Annotated in this window: 21 protein-coding genes; 1 reads left to right on the forward strand and 20 read right to left on the reverse strand. The window is 48.3% G+C overall.

Going from position 1 to position 16,017, the window contains the following annotated elements; genetic code table 11:
* Positions 1-17: 17 nt before the first annotated feature.
* The 19 genes from AC6ESP_RS06225 to AC6ESP_RS06315 all read right to left on the reverse strand — a co-directional run bounded on the left by AC6ESP_RS06225 (position 18) and on the right by AC6ESP_RS06315 (position 13,743).
* Positions 18-932 carry a polyprenyl synthetase family protein gene (locus AC6ESP_RS06225; RefSeq protein WP_497095821.1) on the reverse strand — a complete coding sequence of 305 codons (915 nt, stop codon included), beginning with the start codon at positions 930-932 and terminating at the stop codon, positions 18-20.
* Positions 933-934: 2 nt separating this feature from the next.
* Positions 935-1,189, reverse strand: coding sequence for an exodeoxyribonuclease VII small subunit (gene xseB / locus AC6ESP_RS06230; protein ID WP_497095822.1), 255 nt, complete (start codon positions 1,187-1,189; stop codon positions 935-937).
* Positions 1,170-2,543: an exodeoxyribonuclease VII large subunit gene (xseA, locus tag AC6ESP_RS06235; RefSeq protein ID WP_497095823.1), complete on the reverse strand. Its 1,374-nt coding sequence runs from the start codon at positions 2,541-2,543 to the stop codon at positions 1,170-1,172. The genes xseB and xseA overlap by 20 nt, the downstream gene beginning before the upstream one ends.
* 8 nt (positions 2,544-2,551) lie before the next feature.
* Entirely contained in the window at positions 2,552-3,412 is an 861-nt protein-coding gene (gene folD / locus AC6ESP_RS06240; RefSeq protein ID WP_497095824.1) for a bifunctional methylenetetrahydrofolate dehydrogenase/methenyltetrahydrofolate cyclohydrolase FolD, read from the reverse strand.
* Between the two features lie 40 nt (positions 3,413-3,452).
* Positions 3,453-3,914: a transcription antitermination factor NusB gene (gene nusB / locus AC6ESP_RS06245; RefSeq protein WP_497095825.1), complete on the reverse strand. Its 462-nt coding sequence runs from the start codon at positions 3,912-3,914 to the stop codon at positions 3,453-3,455.
* 213 nt (positions 3,915-4,127) lie between these two features.
* A complete protein-coding gene (locus AC6ESP_RS06250; protein ID WP_497095826.1) occupies positions 4,128-4,358 on the reverse strand; it encodes a DUF2273 domain-containing protein in 231 nt (76 codons plus the stop codon).
* Between the two features lie 14 nt (positions 4,359-4,372).
* Positions 4,373-4,930 carry an alkaline shock response membrane anchor protein AmaP gene (gene amaP / locus AC6ESP_RS06255; protein WP_497095827.1) on the reverse strand — a complete coding sequence of 186 codons (558 nt, stop codon included), beginning with the start codon at positions 4,928-4,930 and terminating at the stop codon, positions 4,373-4,375.
* 84 nt (positions 4,931-5,014) lie between these two features.
* On the reverse strand, positions 5,015-5,422 hold the full coding sequence (locus AC6ESP_RS06260; RefSeq protein ID WP_497095828.1) for an Asp23/Gls24 family envelope stress response protein: 408 nt from the start codon (positions 5,420-5,422) through the stop codon (positions 5,015-5,017).
* Between the two features lie 126 nt (positions 5,423-5,548).
* Positions 5,549-6,907 (reverse strand): acetyl-CoA carboxylase biotin carboxylase subunit, encoded by a 1,359-nt coding sequence (gene accC, locus AC6ESP_RS06265; RefSeq protein ID WP_497095829.1) that lies wholly within the window; start codon positions 6,905-6,907, stop codon positions 5,549-5,551.
* A 50-nt stretch (positions 6,908-6,957) separates the two neighbouring features.
* Positions 6,958-7,452 carry an acetyl-CoA carboxylase biotin carboxyl carrier protein gene (gene accB / locus AC6ESP_RS06270; RefSeq protein WP_497095830.1) on the reverse strand — a complete coding sequence of 165 codons (495 nt, stop codon included), beginning with the start codon at positions 7,450-7,452 and terminating at the stop codon, positions 6,958-6,960.
* A 351-nt stretch (positions 7,453-7,803) separates the two neighbouring features.
* Positions 7,804-8,424, reverse strand: coding sequence for a SpoIIIAH-like family protein (locus AC6ESP_RS06275; protein WP_497095831.1), 621 nt, complete (start codon positions 8,422-8,424; stop codon positions 7,804-7,806).
* A gap of 30 nt (positions 8,425-8,454) precedes the next feature.
* Entirely contained in the window at positions 8,455-9,090 is a 636-nt protein-coding gene (gene spoIIIAG / locus AC6ESP_RS06280) for a stage III sporulation protein AG (protein ID WP_497095832.1), read from the reverse strand.
* Positions 9,091-9,123: 33 nt separating this feature from the next.
* Entirely contained in the window at positions 9,124-9,888 is a 765-nt protein-coding gene (spoIIIAF, locus tag AC6ESP_RS06285) for a stage III sporulation protein AF (RefSeq protein WP_497095833.1), read from the reverse strand.
* Between the two features lie 30 nt (positions 9,889-9,918).
* Entirely contained in the window at positions 9,919-11,157 is a 1,239-nt protein-coding gene (gene spoIIIAE, locus AC6ESP_RS06290) for a stage III sporulation protein AE (RefSeq protein ID WP_497095834.1), read from the reverse strand.
* Positions 11,157-11,552 carry a stage III sporulation protein AD gene (gene spoIIIAD / locus AC6ESP_RS06295; RefSeq protein ID WP_497095835.1) on the reverse strand — a complete coding sequence of 132 codons (396 nt, stop codon included), beginning with the start codon at positions 11,550-11,552 and terminating at the stop codon, positions 11,157-11,159. The genes spoIIIAE and spoIIIAD overlap by 1 nt, the downstream gene beginning before the upstream one ends.
* A 37-nt stretch (positions 11,553-11,589) precedes the next feature.
* Positions 11,590-11,793, reverse strand: coding sequence for a stage III sporulation protein AC (gene spoIIIAC / locus AC6ESP_RS06300; protein WP_497095836.1), 204 nt, complete (start codon positions 11,791-11,793; stop codon positions 11,590-11,592).
* A 15-nt stretch (positions 11,794-11,808) separates the two neighbouring features.
* On the reverse strand, positions 11,809-12,327 hold the full coding sequence (gene spoIIIAB, locus AC6ESP_RS06305) for a stage III sporulation protein SpoIIIAB (RefSeq protein ID WP_497095837.1): 519 nt from the start codon (positions 12,325-12,327) through the stop codon (positions 11,809-11,811).
* A complete protein-coding gene (spoIIIAA, locus tag AC6ESP_RS06310) occupies positions 12,324-13,376 on the reverse strand; it encodes a stage III sporulation protein AA (RefSeq protein ID WP_497095838.1) in 1,053 nt (350 codons plus the stop codon). Before spoIIIAA ends, spoIIIAB begins: the two co-directional genes overlap by 4 nt.
* A 100-nt stretch (positions 13,377-13,476) precedes the next feature.
* Positions 13,477-13,743 (reverse strand): YqhV family protein, encoded by a 267-nt coding sequence (locus tag AC6ESP_RS06315; RefSeq protein WP_497095839.1) that lies wholly within the window; start codon positions 13,741-13,743, stop codon positions 13,477-13,479.
* Between the two features lie 196 nt (positions 13,744-13,939).
* On the opposite strand from AC6ESP_RS06315, the gene AC6ESP_RS06320 reads away from it, so the two are divergent.
* A complete protein-coding gene (locus AC6ESP_RS06320; protein WP_497095840.1) occupies positions 13,940-14,650 on the forward strand; it encodes a 2-phosphosulfolactate phosphatase in 711 nt (236 codons plus the stop codon).
* Between the two features lie 109 nt (positions 14,651-14,759).
* Here the strand turns inward: AC6ESP_RS06320 and AC6ESP_RS06325 are convergent, their stop codons facing one another.
* The gene (locus AC6ESP_RS06325; protein WP_497095841.1) at positions 14,760-16,013 is read right to left on the reverse strand and encodes an aspartate kinase; all 1,254 of its coding nucleotides are present in this window, start codon (positions 16,011-16,013) and stop codon (positions 14,760-14,762) included.
* Positions 16,014-16,017: the final 4 nt, after the last annotated feature.

Genomic DNA, 16,017 nt, shown 5'->3' on the forward strand with positions numbered 1-16,017 from the left:
GCCTTTCTATTGCTATGTTAATACTCACGTTGTACCAAATAATCTGCGATTTGAAGCAATCTTTCAGGTGATTTGAGCCGCGCTTCCAATACTGCCGATTTCGCTTCGCGTGTCAACAGCTTAACACGAGCTTTACTCTCCTCAATACCGAGCAAGAAGGGATAGGTAACCTTTTGCTGCTCAACGTCGCTGTTTGTTTTTTTACCCAGCTTCTGCTCATCACCTATAAGGTCAAGAATGTCATCCTGGATTTGAAAAGCTAGACCAATATTGCGGCCATATTGTTCCAAATGCGCCAATTGCTCCGAAGATGCTCCGCCAATTCTTGCTCCCGCAGTAACGGAGAATACGATCAAATCACTTGTTTTGTGGAGATGAATGTACTCAAGCTCCTCTATAGATGTAATTCCCTGCTCTCCCTGCATATCAGCCACTTGCCCGCCTACCATGCCTTTTGCTCCTGCCAGCATTGCTAAATCCTCGACAATATCGAGAGCAACCTGAGCGTCTATGCCACCCTTGCGAGCAGCCTGTGGTATGAGATGGAAGGCATGCGTTAGCAGGGCGTCGCCAGCAAGAATCGCCAGTGCCTCTCCGTAAACCTTATGGTTCGTCAGCTTACCGCGCCGATAATCATCATTATCCATTGCTGGCAGATCATCGTGGACGAGGGAGTACGTGTGGATAAATTCGATTGCACAGGCAACGGGCATGGCATGCTCCTGTATAGAGTCACTCCCATTGACTGCCTCCGCCGCAGCAAGAACGAATACGGGCCTGAGCCTTTTGCCGCCTGCTTCCAGAGAATACAGCATCGACTCTCGCAATTGAGCCGGAACATTCCACTGCGTTGGCAAAGCCTTGGCAATCGATTGTTCCACCAGCTTCGCACGTTCCGCTAAGTATGAGTTGATTTCAACTGGCACGTTCAACGTTATTCCCCTTTATCCTCGCTTGCTGGTGCAAACGGTTTTTTCTGAAATCCTTGCTCCGTTTCAATTAAAAGCTCAATTTTACGTTCTACCTGTTCAAGCTTGCCTCCGCACAATTGGGATAGCTTCATACCTTCCTGAAACAAATCAATAGCCGTCTCAAGCGGTACATCTCCATTCTCCAGCTGCGCGACGATTAGCTCCAATTGTTCCATCGCTTGTTCAAAGCTAAGTTCTTTATTGTCCTTTGCTGCCATCGTTTCCTGCCCCTCTCATCGACCATACATGGCAATCCAGCTGTCCATCAGCTACTTTGACTTTTACAACATCGCCTGGCTGGACTTCTGCAATTGATTTGATTAGATGCTGCTCTGACTCATCGTATACAAGACTATAGCCTCGTGACATAACTTTTAGTGGGCTTAGAGCATCCAACTGTCTAATCGTACCATACAGCTGTATTTTTCTTTGTTTGACCGCACCTTGCATCGCTTGTTCTAGTCGCTTGCTATTAGTCTGCAATCGCTTGACAGCATAAGCAGCCTGTTCACCTGGATGATGGCCCGCTAAGCTGCTGCTCAACCGCTCAAGCTTAGCTCTCCCACGTTCAGATACACGAAGCGTGCGCTGCTGCAGCCGTTCCTGCAGACGGTCCAGTCGCTGCGCTTGCTCTAATAGATATTTACGCGGGTATAAGAAAAAGGGCGATCTCCGCGCACGTTGAAGCTTTTCCTTACGACTCTGGAGCATATATCTTAGCGCTTGCTCCAGTCTCTGCTGCATACGACTCAATTGCTGCGCCAGCTCTGCTGCATGGGGTACTGCAAGCTCTGCAGCAGCAGTTGGTGTAGCAGCCCGTAGATCGGCAACGAAATCTGCTATTGTAAAATCAGTCTCATGTCCTACAGCACTAATAATAGGAATGATGGACGCAGCTATGCTTCTAGCTACTGACTCTTCATTGAAAGCCCATAGCTCTTCAAGCGACCCGCCGCCTCTTCCAACAATTAATACGTCGATTTCGCCAAAACGGTTCATGGATTGTATAGCTTGTACAATTGAGGGCGCAGCTTGCGTTCCCTGTACGACTACAGGGTATATGTATATAGGTATTGAAGGATATCTTCTATGAAGCGTAATAATAATATCGCGGACAGCCGCGCCGGTAGGTGAAGTAATGACTCCGACCGCTCTAGGGAAACGCGGAATGGGCCGTTTGCGCGATTCGGCAAACAAGCCTTCCGTCTCCAGCTTAGATTTAAGCTGCTCATAGGCGAGATATAAGCTTCCAATCCCATCAGGTTGCATGGAATTCACATAAAATTGATAGTTACCGTCCCGCTCATAGACCGACACGTTTCCTCTTGCCATCACTTTAGTACCTTCCCGAGGGATAAAGGGCAACTTGGCATTATGCGAAGCGAACATAATGCATTTCAGTCGACTGTCCTTATCTTTGAGAGTAAAGTACATATGTCCACTTGAATGATGAGTGAAATTGGAAATTTCCCCGCGCAGCCAAACATCGCTGAGCAGGGAATCCGATTCAAGCTTCATTCCGATATATCGGTTAATCTCTTTGATAGAATAAATGCGAGGTTGATTCGCCATACGAACCGTCACTCCCCGACTTGGTTTGCACGTTTGGCAGCAGTAATTGTATTGGTCATAAGCATAGTAATGGTCATCGGACCAACGCCACCAGGGACAGGTGTAATGTGTCCTGCTGTCTCCAAGCAATCCTCATAATCAACATCGCCAGCAAGCTTGCCATCTGGAAGACGATTAATGCCAACATCAATAACAATAGCTCCTGGCTTAACGAATTTACGATCAATCGCTTTGGCTTTGCCAATGGCTACAACAAGAATATCCGCTTGCTTAGCAAGCTCTTCCATATTAGCCGTACGGGAGTGGCAGATCGTTACCGTTGCATGCTCTCTGAGCAGCAGCATCGCTACCGGCTTGCCCACAATGTTGCTTCGACCAATAACAACGGCATGTTTGCCTGCAATTTCGACTCCGCTGCGTTTAATAAGCTCAATAACGCCAGCAGGTGTACATGGCAGCAGGCTGTCATCGCCAATAACAAGATTGCCTACGCTCTCAGGATGGAAGCCATCTACATCTTTTTCAACTGCAATAGCATCAATAACTGCTTTTTCATTGATGTGCTTAGGCAAGGGAAGCTGCACGAGAATACCATTAATAGAAGTCTGATTGTTCAGCTTGTCGATCAGAGCGAGTAATTCCTCCTCAGAGGCTGTCTCTGGAAGGCGGTGCACCTCGGAATAAAAGCCCAATTGCTGGCAGGCTTTCTCCTTAGAGCCTACATATACCTTAGAGGCAGGATCTTCACCAACTAGTACAACTGCAAGACCCGGAACAACTCCAAGCTCCTTCAATGCAGCAGCGTCTCTTTTCAATTCTTCGCGTATTTGGTCAGATATCTTTTTTCCTTCAATAACTTGTGCACTCATCGTGTCTCTCTCCCCTTCATGCAGGCCTGTATGCCGCTAATTAAATAGTCGATTCAGGATTAATCTTGATGCCCTCAAGCTCTTGCATGAGCTTGCCAAGCACACCATTAACGAACTTGCCGGATTCTTCGGTGCCAAAATGCTTCGCAAGCTCAATGGCTTCGTTGATGGCCGCTTTAGGCGGAACATCTTCACGGAACACCATCTCATAACAAGCAAGTCGTAGAACTTGGCGATCAACGCGTGATAGCCGGTCTACCTGCCAGCCTGTCAAGAACTGCTGCAGCATGTCATCAATAGCTGCTTTGCGCTCTGCAACTCCGAGAACAAGCTCACGGACATATTGATCCGTTTGGTCATTCTCAATGAATTCAGCTCCGATCTCATTCTCCGAACGAGCCTCTTCCATCAACATATCGACTGCTTCAGTAGCTGTTACATCATTCATTTCCATCTGGTACAAGCTGGATACTGCTATTTCACGTGCTATTCTTCGTTTCATGTTACCCTCCAAGGGCAGTTACTCTGCCGATGTATATTGTATTGTAATAAAGTCATAAAAACCGCTGAAGCTTTCATTTAGTAAGCAGCATTTCAGCGGTCTGTGTCTATGAAACAAAAGGCACAGGCCTTTTACTTCAAAAAAACCTATGATCTCTTCCCTGCCCGGAGCTTGCGGCAATCCGGCTTCCGGAGTACGGAGGAGATCACAGGATCATCTAAACGGACGAAATCTTTCGATTAACCCATCCCATATTCGTTGCCATGGAACCATAGAGCCAATCTGTAAGTCCTTCTGTTTGCCAATCCAATATCCAGCAGAGACGAGCAGTATGAAAAACAGCATGTCCCAAAACCCGGCAAACAAGTACACAAATCCAAAAAACAGTCCGGCAGCAGCGCCGACCGTCCGTTTTCCATAGGATGCCCAGTACTCCCTCCACATCGGCGAACTCACCTCTATTCCACGCGACTCTTATAGGTCCCGGATTGAATAACATTGGCTACGAATACTGCAACATTCATAACAGGTATGCCTGTTATTTCTTCCAGATGCTCTTTGACCGATCGTTGAATATCCTCTGTCAATACAGGGATGGAGCTCTCTCCATCTACAACCGCTCTCAGCACAATATCTAGACCTGCGTCCGAAGCTCTTATGCGTGCTCTCAGATCTTTGACTCCGCGTTGCTTGGAAGCCGCCTTCAGAGCAAGATTCTCAATTGTTTCAATAGAAATCCGGATGTCGCCAAATTCGGTTCTCTGATCAATGGATGGCGCTGATGATGAACCACGCTGTAGTGAAACGATAAAAAAACGTAAGCTAAGGACAAATAGCACCAGCCCAATAACGATAACTGTAATCTGGATCGATTGGGTACGGTATAATTCGTCAATCATATCACTGAGGTTGCCCTTCGGTATCCATTTGAAACCGACGCAAGCAATAAATATGGAGATCGCTCCAATGATTATGCTGTAAAAAAACAAGAGCAGCTTGTCTATGATTCTAATCAACGTATGGCCTCCTCCCATCAGAGCGAATAAAACCCCCTGCGCCGAGCGGCATGCCCATCACGAGGGGGTTAGTGTTCTAATTAATTATTTAACGCGCAATTGTTGTTCTTCTTCATCCGGCTTATCCAATGCTTTGAAGTGCACATCGTGAATATGTACGTTCACTTCAATGACATTAAGACCTGTCATTATCTCGATGGAACGTTTCACATTGCGCTGAATTTCCGAGGCGATCTCTGGAATTCGGTTGCCGTATTCCACAATAATGGATACGTCTACAGCAGCTTCGCGCTGACCGACTTCGACTTTCACACCTTTGGACAAATTCTTACGACCTAGCAGCTCAACAATACCGCCAGCGAAGCCCCCGCTCATACCAGCTACTCCCTCTACCTCAACGGTAGCTAGTCCGGCGATTACTTCAATCACTTCGGGTGCGATCTGAATCGTACCAATGTCCGTTTTCTCATAATCTGCAGCAATTGTACTCATGATGGTTGTACACCTCCCTAAAGTTGCGCGTCCCAGGTTTCAAAAACCGGGTGAATCCTCCGCATCTTATTCCTATACTATAACATTCGGCGTGAAATATGACAAACAGTTACTGTTTGTATAAGACTATGTTTGCGGGCTGTTCACATCATATTCTTCTAAAAACTTAATATCGAAATTGCCTTCGATAAAAACAGGATGATTCAGCAGCTTCTGATGGAACGGAATTGTCGTCTTAATGCCTTCAATAGCAAATTCCGACAAAGCACGCTTCATACGAGCAATAGCTTCCTCACGCGTTCTACCCCATACGATAAGCTTCGCAATCATCGAATCATAATGCGGAGAAATCGTATAGCCCGGATATACAGCACTATCAACCCGAACGCCCGTACCGCCTGGTGGAAGATAAAAAGGAATGTTACCAGGTGATGGCATGAAGTTGCGCTCGGAATCTTCCGCATTAATCCGGCATTCAATCGCCCAGCCATTAATCGACAGATCCTCTTGCTTAAATGAAAGCGGATTGCCCTCAGCAACGGAGATCATTTCTTTAATCAGATCGACGTTCGTAATCATCTCTGTTACCGGATGCTCGACCTGAATACGCGTATTCATCTCCATGAAGTAATAATTGTCATCTGGTCCAAGCAAGAACTCAAGCGTCCCTGCGCCGGAATAATTAACAGCCAGCGCAGCTCTTACTGCAGCTTGTCCCATCCGTTCACGAAGTGCTGGTGTCAGCACCGGACATGGAGCTTCCTCAACAAGCTTCTGACGACGTCTCTGCACCGAGCAATCACGCTCGAATAGATGCACCGCGTTGCCATGCTTGTCAGCCATGATCTGAATCTCAACATGCTTCATACCCGTCAAATATTTTTCTAGATATACACCTGCGTTACCAAAAGCCTTCTGGGCTTCCTGCTGCGCCGTTGTAATTTGCTGAACGAGAGACTCTTCATCCTCAGCAATACGAATCCCTTTGCCTCCGCCGCCCGCAGTCGCTTTTATAATGACAGGGTATCCGATACCCCGCGCAAGTCGAATAGCTTCTTCCATATTCTCAATTAGGCCATCAGAGCCTGGGATTACTGGAACATCCGCTGCCTTCATCGTAAGCTTGGCTACAGCTTTATCCCCCATTTTACTAATCGCTTCTGGAGAAGGGCCGATGAATGTAATGTTGCACGATTCACATATTTCAGCGAAATCAGCATTCTCCGCTAAGAACCCATAGCCTGGATGTACGGCATCACATTCTGTAATCGTTGCAACACTCATCAGATTCGTCAGATTCAAGTAGCTGTCCTTCGAAGCTGTTGGTCCGATGCAATAAGCCTCATCCGCTAGACGAACATGCAAGGAATCGCGGTCGGCTTCCGAATATACGGCAACAGTAGCAATCCCCAGCTCGCGACAAGCACGGATAATTCTAACGGCAATCTCGCCGCGGTTAGCAATCAATACTTTTTGGAATTTCACGTTTAGTTACTCCTTTCAGACAACGGTTTCTCCAATCAGGAGCAAATATGTTATTCCGCCTTAACGAGGAAGAGCGGTTGACCGTATTCAACCAGTTGACCGTTAGATACGAGCACCTCGACGATCTCTCCGCGCACTTCAGCTTCCAGCTCATTCATGAGCTTCATAGCTTCAATAATGCAGACGATGCTCTTATCCGTTACACGATCGCCAGCTTTGACGAATTCTGCGGCATCCGGTGAAGGAGAGCTGTAGAACGTACCTACCATCGGAGATTTGATCTGATGCAGATTCTCGTTAATTGTTGGAGCTGCTGCAGGTGCTTGTTGAGCAACGCCTGGGTTGCCAGTCGGTTGCTCAGCATATACAGGAACGGCCGATGGCGAATATGTATGCGTAATTGGGGCTGCTTGTACATTCACCACTTCTGTCTTGCCTGGTTTACGAATGAGCAAACGTGCCCCTTCATTTTCAATTTCCAGCTCTTGAACGGAGGTTTGATCAACCAGTTTGATCAATTCTTTAATCTCGCTCAATTTGAACATGAATTTTTCACTCCTTAAAGGTTTGCGGTAGCAGAACCGCTTCGTAAGGTTACACCTAAGTTTTACAGCAGCAAATCCGCTTCGTAAGCTCTTACGGTAGCGGCAGCCACCTTGTCCGCCCTGTTTACGGCGTTTTATGTTTGTTATACACAATTCTTTCACATAACGTTTAATATTATAGCATAAACACTACGGAAGACGAACCTCTTTTTTAATGATCCTCATTTGGAGGGGAAGATTGTTCCCGAATGATGTGAGGGTACGCTCAATTGGCGGCTAAAGGGAAGAGGCCGAGCAGGAGAAGTCTCCGCCCAGCCTCTATTGGTAGCATTACCCTTAGTTGGATTATTATTAAGGTACGAACTGAACAGAGATTTGCTCAGGGCTCACTTCAAGTGTTGTCATAACAAGCTCAATAATATCAGCTGCTTGACTTTTTTCTAGCTTTTCACTTTCCACCAGCACGTTGTATCGGTCATTCTGCTCATCGATAATGGCTGTGTGGAAATCCTTCATTAATTCTTCCTCTAGGCTCGTCAGCTTCGTGTTTTTCTCTTCCAGAAGGCTAAGCTCATTAGCAGCTGCTGTTACTTGCTCTTGCGTGTTTTTCTGCGTATTCGCTATGATAGCTAGAAGCTCATTCGACTTCTCGTCATATTGCTGGGTTCGTTTGAGCTGTGCCTCGGCAAAATCACTGGAGATCACTGTTCCTTGCGCTTCGAGCTGCTCCAGAACCTCTTGATCCTCAGGGCTGATCTCCGTGCTGTCAGTCGTCTGAACTTCATCTGGCACAATTCCCGTGCTTCCAGCTGCTGCGCTTGTTGCATTTTGATTCGTGCCTTGCTCCGTCTGAGTTCCATCTGTCAGCAGATCTGGCGAGCTTGAGTCCTGTGTGAATAAGTAATAGGCTGATAATACTACCATTAAACTAAGCATCGATACGAGCCAAATCGTTTGTCTTTTCGTGTTCATAAGAACAGCCTCCTAATAATGGAATTGGTTTTATTGCTTGCTTGGCGCCACGGAAATTCGGTTGACAGGGACATTCACGCCTTTCTCCACTGCATCTATGATGAGGCGTCTCACGGTCGCATTCTCAGCGCCTTTGGCGACGATCAGCACTCCGCGGATACGCGGATTAATCGTTTTGGTTACGATAGGCTTCTGATCACCAGACACCTCTACAATGACGACCTTGCCTTCCTTCGTAACCGTGCTTATATGTCTTCGACCACCGTTTTTGTCATTCTCGTCCGTAATCGATTGTGACTGACTCTCTTCACGTTCAAAAATCGTCTCCTCCGTCGAATCAATCGTCACCATCACGTCCACGGTACCGACTCCAACGATTTTCTCCAGTATTTCTTTGAGCCTGCTCTCAAGCGGCTGTTCGATGGCCTGAAAGGGTGAGCTGTCTGATGTGACCTTGCCGTTCCATGCAGCCTCATCCACAGGGAGAGGATTCGGATCCTGAGAGGAGGGCTCGACCTTATCAAAGGTTAGGAAGGAATTCAATACCATAAGCGCTGCCCCAATACAGCCGATAATAAGCAATAGACGCAATGTTTTTACTCGCTTCGGTCCTCCGGGACCGCCTCCGCCAACGACGGATTCTAATCCTTCCAGCCATTTGGCCACGGCATCACCCCTCTCCCTCTCTCAAACCCAGCTCTATTCTTCCAGCTCTCTTGCTGCCGGCTGACGTATGACAATGATATCCGGTTTAATCCCCCAAGCATCGGCCAGCACACTGCGGATTTGCTCATCAACTGCTGGCTCCACCCTGGCCCATACCTCCGCGGCTTCACTCACTGATGCATCATCAGAATGCTCACCCTCAGCTTCTTCTTCTCCTACAGGCTCAACAGCGACCTCACCAATATCAACATCAACCGCAACAGGCTCAACATCCTGAACATTTCTCTGCTGTTTGGGTGAATCCTTATTACTGTCTATACCGGATGGACCCGATGATGCGAAGGTGACCATAACGCCATCTATATAAGGCACCATCTCTTGTCCATTCTTCACCCATCGCAGCTGCACCTCAACGGTATCTATCGGAGCATTCGTTCTCTCGACAAGTTCTTGCTTCATTGCAGACTCCAAGGTTCGCTTCGTCAAGGCAGCCGCTTCCTCATTTCGCTTCTCGCTAAGCTTCGTCGCATTTTGATTAATGTCCTCCAGAGTGGGCATCTTGATCTTGTACTCCGAGGCACTCTCTTCCCACAGCTGTATGCCATTATTCAATCTCGCATTGAAATCGCCTTGCAATAGTCGAAGCACTGGAGACAATATCGTTAGCAGAATGAGTAAGCCGATTACAAGTCTCGCATAACGCTGCATCGATTTGTTAGGTAGGATAAGCTCTACGAGCACGGCAAGCATAATGACAGCGATAATATCCTTCAGCCACTCACTCAGCCAGGTAATCATCTCTCCAGCTCCTTTCCTTGACGATTGCTGTCAACGCACCATAATTGCAGCATTGCCGGCTGTTAATACAATCGTCACCGCCAGGAAGAACATCAGACTGACAGCAGCAAGTGCAGCGAATACGTAGATCATCGTCTTTCCAATCGTCTGCAGGCAATCAATGATCGGTGAATCTCCAAGAGGCTGCATGACCGCCGCGGATACATTGTAGATCAGCGCAAGCGTCAAAATTTTGATAGCCGGGAATGCACAGAGGAACAGCAGAATAATCACGCCAGCTAGACCGATCGCGTTCTTGGCAAGCATAGATGCTGAGATAACGGTATCTGCTGCATCCGAGAACATGCGTCCGACTACTGGAACGAAGTTACCCGTTACGAACTTCGCTGTCCGCATCGTAATGCCGTCCGTCACGGCTCCTTTGGCACCTTGTACAGAGATGACCCCGAGAAATACAGTGACCAGAACCCCCATAACGGCTACCCCGATATTTTTGAGCAGATTAGCGAGCTGTGTAACTTTGAATTTATCTGTTAATGCACTGACGATATGCAGGACCGCCGAGAAGAACAGCAGCGGGAACACGACGGTGTAGATCAATGTGCCAACCGCATGTATCATAAAAATAATAAGGGGATGCAGCACAGACACTGTAACGATATTGCCCATCGAAGCCAGCAGTGTAAGGAGCAGCGGCATCATCGCCAGCATGAATTGAATCATTCCGCCAATCGCATCCTTGGCATAGCCTATTGCCACATGAAAGCTGTTGACCGCAATGATAACTAGCACCATGTAAGCGATGGAGTAAGCTACTTTACTAACGGCGTTCCGTTCAAAAGCGTTCTGCAGCGTTTCGAGTACCATGCTGAACACCGTAAGCATCACGATCGTGACCAGAAGCTTACCGTTATACAGCACCTCGTGGAAGAAATAGCTCAGCAGCCCCTTCAGCACTGTCTCCAGCTTGAGCCCTTCTCCGCCAGGCATGATCATTTCGAAGAAGCTCGGTATTTGCTGATCTGGAAAAAACCCCCCATAGTCGTCCTTCAGCTTATTCCAATACTGCTCCACCGCTTCCGTGTCCATATCCTCAAGCTGAGATCCTGTCAGTTGATCTGGCAGCATCCCTGCCCCCGCCTCCGGACTGCTCGGAGCTTCTGCCCCTGAAACCGCTGGAGCAGGTGCCAGCAGGAAGAGCAGCAACGAACACAACACAGCCGCAAGCAGCTTAGCAATCACTCGGGATAACTTATTCATTCTTCGCATCAGCTCCCCGCCGGCAGAAGGCCCATGACCGTCTCCACAATGACGCTGATAATAGGAACAGCCATGACGAGTATAAGAACTTTACCAGCAAATTCGATCTTGGATGCTATGCTCTCTTGTCCGGCATCTCGAACAATCTGTGCTCCGAATTCAGCAATATAGGCGATGCCAATGATCTTCAGAATGGTCTTCAAATAGATCGATGGGATGCCAGAGCGGTTTGCCAGATCTTCCAGAACGGTTATGACCGATTCGATCTTGCCAATTAAGAATAAGAAAATGAAAATGCCTGTAAATGCTGCAAGCAGGAATGCGAACAGCGGCTTTTGTTCCCTGATGACGAGAATAAGGACGGTAGCAATAAGTCCAAGACCGACAATTTGAATGATTTCCACTTGGTTCACCTACTTGCTTGCTGCTTCTCAGTACTCTTCATTGAAATAAAAAAATCGTTTTGATCTCTTGAAACAGATCATTAAGCATTCGGACCACCATGAACAATACAACAACAAATCCGATGAGCGTAACCCAGTGCGCCATATCTTCTTTCCCCATCTGCTTAAGCACCGTATGAATCATTGCGATAATGATCCCGATGCCTGCTATTTGGAAAATGGCGCTCACATCCATGTTCATTTGAGCGGCACCCCACTAAACCATCAATATGACGACAAGCACTGCGATCAATACGCCTAGGCTTTTCCACATTTTCTCGTAACGGGCTTGATCTTCTCTTGCTGCGTCTTCTTCCGTCTTCAATTGAAGCAGCGCAAGACGCAGATGCTTCATCTGATCCTCCTTGTCACTAATACCCAGAGCTGAGCCAAGCCGCAGCAGAACCGCTTGCTCATTAGCACGCATCGAAGTGAGCGGCCATCCGTTATGAACGGCCTGCTCCCAGCTCTCCCGAAAGGATAGCTCGCTGGAGCCAGAAATTCCGCTCGCTGCTTCCGCCAAGATGGCTGACATGGGAGGTGGAACATTGTGCGCCGTCCGCTCCAGCGCCTCGGGCAGAGGCGTCTGCCCATAGCCAATCTCCGTCTCCAGCCGCTGCAAGGCATGGGCGACCTGACGAAGCTGACGAGGCCTAGCTGCAAACCTTGCGGCCTGTTGAAAACCGTACATTGTTCCCGCGAAGAGAATCAGAACAGCACCTAGCAGCTTGATCACAGTCCATCGCCCCTAAGGAGACTGCTAGCGAGGGGAGCTCGGTCCATGTCGCCTCGCAGATCGATACCTGTAGGCTCCCTTGCACCAGGCCCCTTTCCACTTGAGTCAGCAGCGACCACCCGGTGCATGAAGCCCTCGGCTGTGCGTCTAAGCTCAACGACAAGGGAGAATGCTCCATCCTCCAGCAGCTTGCGCAGAACAGGTCGTCCACGCGCATCCTGAAGATCATAAGCATGAGCAGTTGCGATTACACTTATTCCTGCATGACTAGCCTCCCTGATCGCCTCGCCATCCTCAGGACGGCCTATTTCATCTGCTATTACAATCTCCGGGGACATGGAGCGCAGCAGCATCATCATGCCTTCCGCCTTCGGACATGCATCCATGACATCGGTGCGAGGACCGATATCGAAGGTTGGTATGCCCCTTATAGATGCTGCTATCTCCGAACGCTCGTCCACAATTCCAACCTTTCTGCCCTGCCAGCCAACCGCTTCTCCAAGTCCCCACAGCCCGTAGCTGACGGAACGTGCTATATCTCGAATAATGGTCGTCTTCCCTTGCTGGGGAGGGGCAAGAATAAGCGTGGAGTGAATCGTTCTGCGGCTTCGATCTAGCAGCTTGGGCAGAAGATGATTGGATGAACCAATGACCTCCCGCGCAATTCGAATGTTGAATGCGCCAATATCGCGAATGCCTCTTACGTTCCCGCTGTCCAGCACCGTACGGCCGGCTAGTCCGATTCTATGGCCGCCAGCGACGGTGATAAACCCCCTCTTAAGCTCCTCTTCCATAGCATAGAGTGAATAATTCGTAATTTTCTCCAGCAGCTTTCTGCACATATCGGCCGTCGGCTTGAATGCTCCGTCAGCTGTTAATCGGAGTGTTCCGTCCGTCGCAGCGAATCGCGATTGCCCGCGAATCCCGATCTCGAGCGGTCTTCCCTCACGTATGCGAATCTCTTCAAGCTGCTCCATAGCTGATTCTGGCATTCTCTCAAGAACAGCCTTCAGCTCCAACGGCAGCAGGTGCACCACGCGGCTTAGCATGTGATCATCACTCCCGGATGTTTGTCCTTCGTAGTATCATTTGTATGCTTCATTAGCAAAAATATGTCTACAAAGCTTGCAATTAGTAGAATCGAATCTACTATTTCTTCAGCACACCAATGAGCAAGCAAGCTACTCCAGCCGCTATCCAAGCCAGCTTCCCGAATGATAGCTTATCCGACAGACCCACCAAGCCAATTGTTGTCGTAGCGATTAATATAAGCGGACCTACTAAAGCAAGAGATGAATTAACGACTAGCGCCTTATCCACTTGATTCAGTCGAAGCATCAGCAGAGCTGCACTTATTTCAATTGTCCCTGATGTCATCCGCAGCAGGGCCATGGTCAATACGATTTTATTAATCACAGCATAATAACCTCCCTTGCATATGACGTAACGATGCCTTTGAAGAGCCTTCCATTAGGTCTATGCTCTATCATATGCAAGCTTGTCTTGCATTCATGCCAGTCTAACGGGCACACGCCTAGCATTCTGTGCATATATTGCTTGCATGATTGGATCTTAGGAACTTATTGATACGGGGAAAGGAAGACGAACCATTATGCAGGTGCAGGTGATATCCAGCACGAATGAGGCTAGCTCCGCACAATTTCATCATAAAACCGCCATTATTGTCGACGTTCTCAGAGCCACTAGTACGATTGTGACTGCTCTTGCAGCCGGGGCATCCGGTATTATACCGATTGAGACTGTCATGGAAGCACGCGCTGCTCAGCGTCCTGGCGATTTACTCGGAGGAGAACGCTATTGTCGCAAAATTCCTGGATTTGATCTGGGCAACTCTCCTGATGAATATCGGCTTGGCGCAATTAAGAACCATCGCATTATATTAACGACTACGAATGGCACTAGAGCTATTCAGAAGTCCATGCGGGCGGATTATGTATTAACAGCTTCCTTGCTCAACGCTTCGGCCTGTGCGAAGGCGGCGGTCGATCTGCGTCGTGATGTAGTTATTCTATGTGCTGGCAACAATGATGAATTCGCCATGGAGGATGGACTATGTGCGGGCTTGCTGCTGGAGAAACTCAAGCTTCTAATGAGTACCCCTCTGGAGATGGATGACTTCGGCATGGCGATGCTCGCCTTCTATCATCATCGCAGCTCCTTCATACAAGATACCGTGTTGTCTGGAGTCAGCGGGAGGAAGCTAATTAAGCTAGGATTGAAGAATGATGTGGTTAGCTGCTCTTTCGTTGATCTATATAATGAGGTACCTAGGCTGCAAGGAGATACGCTGATCAGCTCTTGAACTGGATCTGCATAATGATATTCCGTATATATCAAAGCAAAAAAGGACGAAATGACACGATCAGGATTATAGCCTGATCTATCATTTCGTCCTTTTTTTGAAGCATTCACTATCTGCGGTCTTGAGGTCCGCCTACGAATGCTTGCTCTGTCGTGTCTAGTCCATAAGCTGTATGAAGCGCGCGCACAACTTCCTGCAGCGGCTCAGCAGCAATGACACAAGAAACTTTAATCTCTGACGTGCTGACCAGCTTGATGCTGACACCAAGCTCAGAGATCGCTTTGAACATCGTTGCTGCTACTCCAGGGTTGCTCACCATGCCGGCACCAACGATCGATACCTTCACGAGGTTCTGCTCTGATGTGATCTCATCGAAGGAAAGCTCGCCACGGATACCTTCAAGCACCTGTACCGCCTTGTCCTTGTCATCAAGGGATAACGTGAAGGAAAAGTCTGCTTTCCCATCCTGTGCACTGCTCTGTACAATAATATCAACATCAATGCTATTGTTAGCTAATGTACCGAACACTTTCGCGAGCACACCAGGTATATCCTCTACACCGAGAATGCTGATTCTTGCTACATTTTTGTCAAATGCGATGCCGCGAACGACCACGCCCTGCTCCATGACCGCTTCCTCCTTCACACTGGTACCTTCATTTTGCGTAAAGCTGGAACGTACAACAAGCTTCACGTTGTTATGCTTCGCATATTCCACTGCGCGTGGATGAAGCACTGCTGCACCCAAGTGGGCAAGCTCCAGCATCTCGTCATACGAAATTTCATTCAGCTTACGCGCGCATTTCACAACACGCGGATCAGTCGAATAAATACCGTCAACATCGGTATAGATTTCGCATACATCCGCTTCAATCGCTGCAGCTAACGCCACGGCAGTCGTGTCCGAACCCCCGCGCCCAAGCGTTGTAATATCGCCTTCCTCGGACATGCCTTGGAAGCCTGCAACGATAACGATGTTATTCTCATCCAGCTCTTTGAACAGCCGGTCCGGTCTAATATCTGTTATCTTCGCTTTGCTGTGCACTGCCTCTGTGCGAATACCCGCTTGCCAGCCGGTTAAGGAAACCGCCTGATCACCAAGCTGATGTATGGTCATAGACAAGAGCGCAACCGATATTTGTTCGCCGGTCGTCAGCAGCATATCCATCTCCCGCGCGGGCGGATTCGGATTGAGCAGCTTCGACTGGTCGATTAGATCATCTGTTGTATCTCCCATAGCAGATACGACTACAACAATGCGGTTGCCCGCTTGCTTACTTTCAATTATCCGTTTCGCAACTCTCTGCATCCGCTCAGGTGATCCTACCGAGCTTCCGCCAAACTTCATCACTATCAACGACAAAGCT

The sequence above is a fragment of the Paenibacillus xinjiangensis genome (genome assembly GCF_059686975.1).